The sequence below is a fragment of the Pseudonocardia sp. N23 genome, from assembly GCF_002583555.1.
Classification (GTDB): domain Bacteria; phylum Actinomycetota; class Actinomycetes; order Mycobacteriales; family Pseudonocardiaceae; genus Pseudonocardia.
In genome coordinates this window covers 63289-65728 of the sequence record NZ_BEGX01000121.1, presented here as the reverse complement: position 1 = coordinate 65728, position 2440 = coordinate 63289, and the positions used below count along the sequence as shown (strand labels likewise).

General features: G+C 74.2%; 3 protein-coding genes and 1 pseudogene. All 4 read right to left on the bottom strand.

What is annotated here, in order from left to right:
• Positions 1–561, bottom strand: a pseudogene (locus TOK_RS33040) (hypothetical protein); the annotation flags it as partial.
• A 101-nt stretch (positions 562–662) separates the two neighbouring features.
• Positions 663–1526 (bottom strand): bifunctional DNA primase/polymerase, encoded by an 864-nt coding sequence (locus TOK_RS27900; RefSeq protein ID WP_253258687.1) that lies wholly within the window; start codon positions 1524–1526, stop codon positions 663–665.
• On the bottom strand, positions 1526–1702 hold the full coding sequence (locus tag TOK_RS33035; RefSeq protein ID WP_172457818.1) for a hypothetical protein: 177 nt from the start codon (positions 1700–1702) through the stop codon (positions 1526–1528). The genes TOK_RS27900 and TOK_RS33035 overlap by 1 nt, the downstream gene beginning before the upstream one ends.
• A gap of 249 nt (positions 1703–1951) precedes the next feature.
• Complete coding sequence (locus TOK_RS27895) at positions 1952–2185, bottom strand: WhiB family transcriptional regulator (RefSeq protein ID WP_098960978.1); 234 nt, start codon at positions 2183–2185, stop codon at positions 1952–1954.
• Positions 2186–2440: the final 255 nt, after the last annotated feature.

Below are 2440 nucleotides of genomic sequence, written 5' to 3'. Positions count from 1 at the left end.
GTCCTCCGCGGCCGACCACCAGCCATAGACCCGGGCCAGGCCGCGTTCGGCCCCTCCCCCGCCGACGGTGCCGGTCGGGGCGTGCTCGTCGTGGTAGCGGCCAGTGCGCTCCACCAACTCCATGACCGCCTCATCAGCCCACGCCCGCCCGCCGGTGTCGTGCTGGGGCTGGGCCAGCTCCAACCACCCGCTCGGCGACGGCCGCATATCCAGCGCCCAGGCCCGGGTCGTCGGGGACAGTTCGCGGTGCGACGGGAACGACCCCGCGACCCGCTGGGCCGTGCTTGCGCTGAGCAGACCGGCCGCGACCAGCCCGTAGAGCCCGTAGTAGGGCGGAGCCTGCTCGACGACAGCGGCCATCCGCATCCCGAACACCCCACCGACCTCAGCCCAGTGCCGCGGGCCGAGCCGCTGATCCCGCGGTGGGCGCACCACCGGCGCGCGCCCGGCCGCGGCCGCCGCGGCGGCGGCGACCTCACCGGCCACCTCGGCGGTGCCGGGCATCCGCACGGCGAACCACCGCCCCAGCTCACCGCGGGTCACCTCCTGGAACAGGCCCACCCCGCACCCCTCACCGCTCCGCCGCGCTTACCGCCTCGGCCCTCCTGTGTCTGTCACCGCGCCGGCCTGGCACTGCCCCGCTGTGGCGGTCACCGTGTCTGTTATCGCGGTCCGCCGCGGCGCAGGGTGCGGGGCAGCTGCCGGCCATAGGCGATCCCGTCCTCGACATCGCGGATCACCTCGCTCTCGCGGGTGTCAGCGCCGACGTGGCCGGCGGCAGCCTGCAGCAGCAGGGTCCGCGCGCTGCTCTCGTCGATCTCACCCCCTCCGACCAGCCGTCCGAGGGTTCGGGCGGCCTTGAGCCGGGCGTCGTGGCGGGTGCCGGGCACCGCCGCGGCCAGGTCGGCGAGCTCGTCGTCGAGGATCTTCTGCAGATACGCATCCGCCCGCCGCCTAGGCAGCACCAGCGGAGGCGCCGGCGGTGGTGGCGGAGGCGGGGTCAGCGCAGCACCCAGCCAGCCCGGAAGCGCCGCGACGGCCCCGTGCCGGGACACCCGGTAGAGCCCGTCGCCGCGGACCGACCCGGCCCCGACCACGAAACCGCCATGCCCACGAGTGTCGATCTTCCAGCCGAGCCGGCCCTGGGTGTTGCGCAGCTCCAGCCCATCGGGCATCAGGAAATAGCGGTGCTCCCCGCCCGAGGGGGTGGTCACGGTGTAGGTGTCGACCGGATCAGGCTCACCGGCCTCGGCCGCCAGCCGCGACAGCACGTCCGCGCCGCCCCGGGCGCCCGGGAACTCCGCCGGCGGGGCGGCCCCGCGGTGCGGGTCGAGGTCCACGACCAGCACGTTCGACCGGCCCACCGCGAGCCCCAGATTCCATGGCCGCACGCTCCACCACTCCTCGATCACCACCGGATCGCGGGTCGCGGCCGCCTCCCACTCCTTGACCGCGGGCAGCTTGCCCCGCGGCCACACCGGGAACACGTAGAGCCCGGCCGCCGCCGCGTCCAGCGCGGCCTGCATCAACCTGCCCGGCCCCGCCGGGCGCGCAGCGCGCCGCCGCGAGCGTTGCGGACCGGCCATCGCACCCCTCCGAACGACATCTCTCCGCGCGGCATCCCCACGGTGATCGCCTGCGTGGTGATCGTCTGCGTGGTGATCGTCTGCGTGGTGATCGTCTGCGTGGTGATCGTCTGCACTGTGCCAGGACGGCACGACACAACCTCGCCTCCCATGACCTGTCGTCGCGGTGTTCGTGCTGGTCTCACGGCTGACCGCCGCTACCACAGTGGTCGCCGGGCTGGTCGCGGTCGTTGCGGTGGGCGTGTGCATGAGGTGTTCTCCCTGGGTCCCACGGCGGACTGGTGGTCTTGGGGTTGGTGGTCTCGGGGTCGGTGGTGAGACGGGCCGGGTGGCTGGCCCGTCTCACCTGTCGTCTCGGGTGGTGTTCATGCAGCCGATCGCCGGCGGCGCGCGGCGCGGCGCTCGTACTCGTCCTCACCACCCCACACACCGGTGTCTTCGTGGGCGTGGGCCCACTCCCGGCACTGCGCGATCACCGGACAGCCCGCGCACACCGCCTTGGCCTTCGCGGTCTGCACCATCGCGGGCCCGGCATTGCCGACCGGGAAGAACAGTGCGGGGTCCTCGCCGCGGCACGCGGCCTGCTCACGCCAACTCATCTCAGGTCTCCTTCGGCTGGGTCCTGCTGGTCGCTGGGTTTGTGCTGGTCGCCGCAGACGAGCGGCGCGTCTTGCCCTGCGGGGAGCACCCGGGGATCGGGCATCCCCGTCTCGGGCGGCCCTGGACCGGGCCGCCCGAGACGCAGGTGCGAGGGTCAGCCGACCGGCTGGGGCGCGGTGGTCTCGCGGCGCCCGCTCTGCGGGTCGCCGGCCTGCTCCCCGCGCTGCTCGCTGCCGCGCTGCACCTTCTCCACC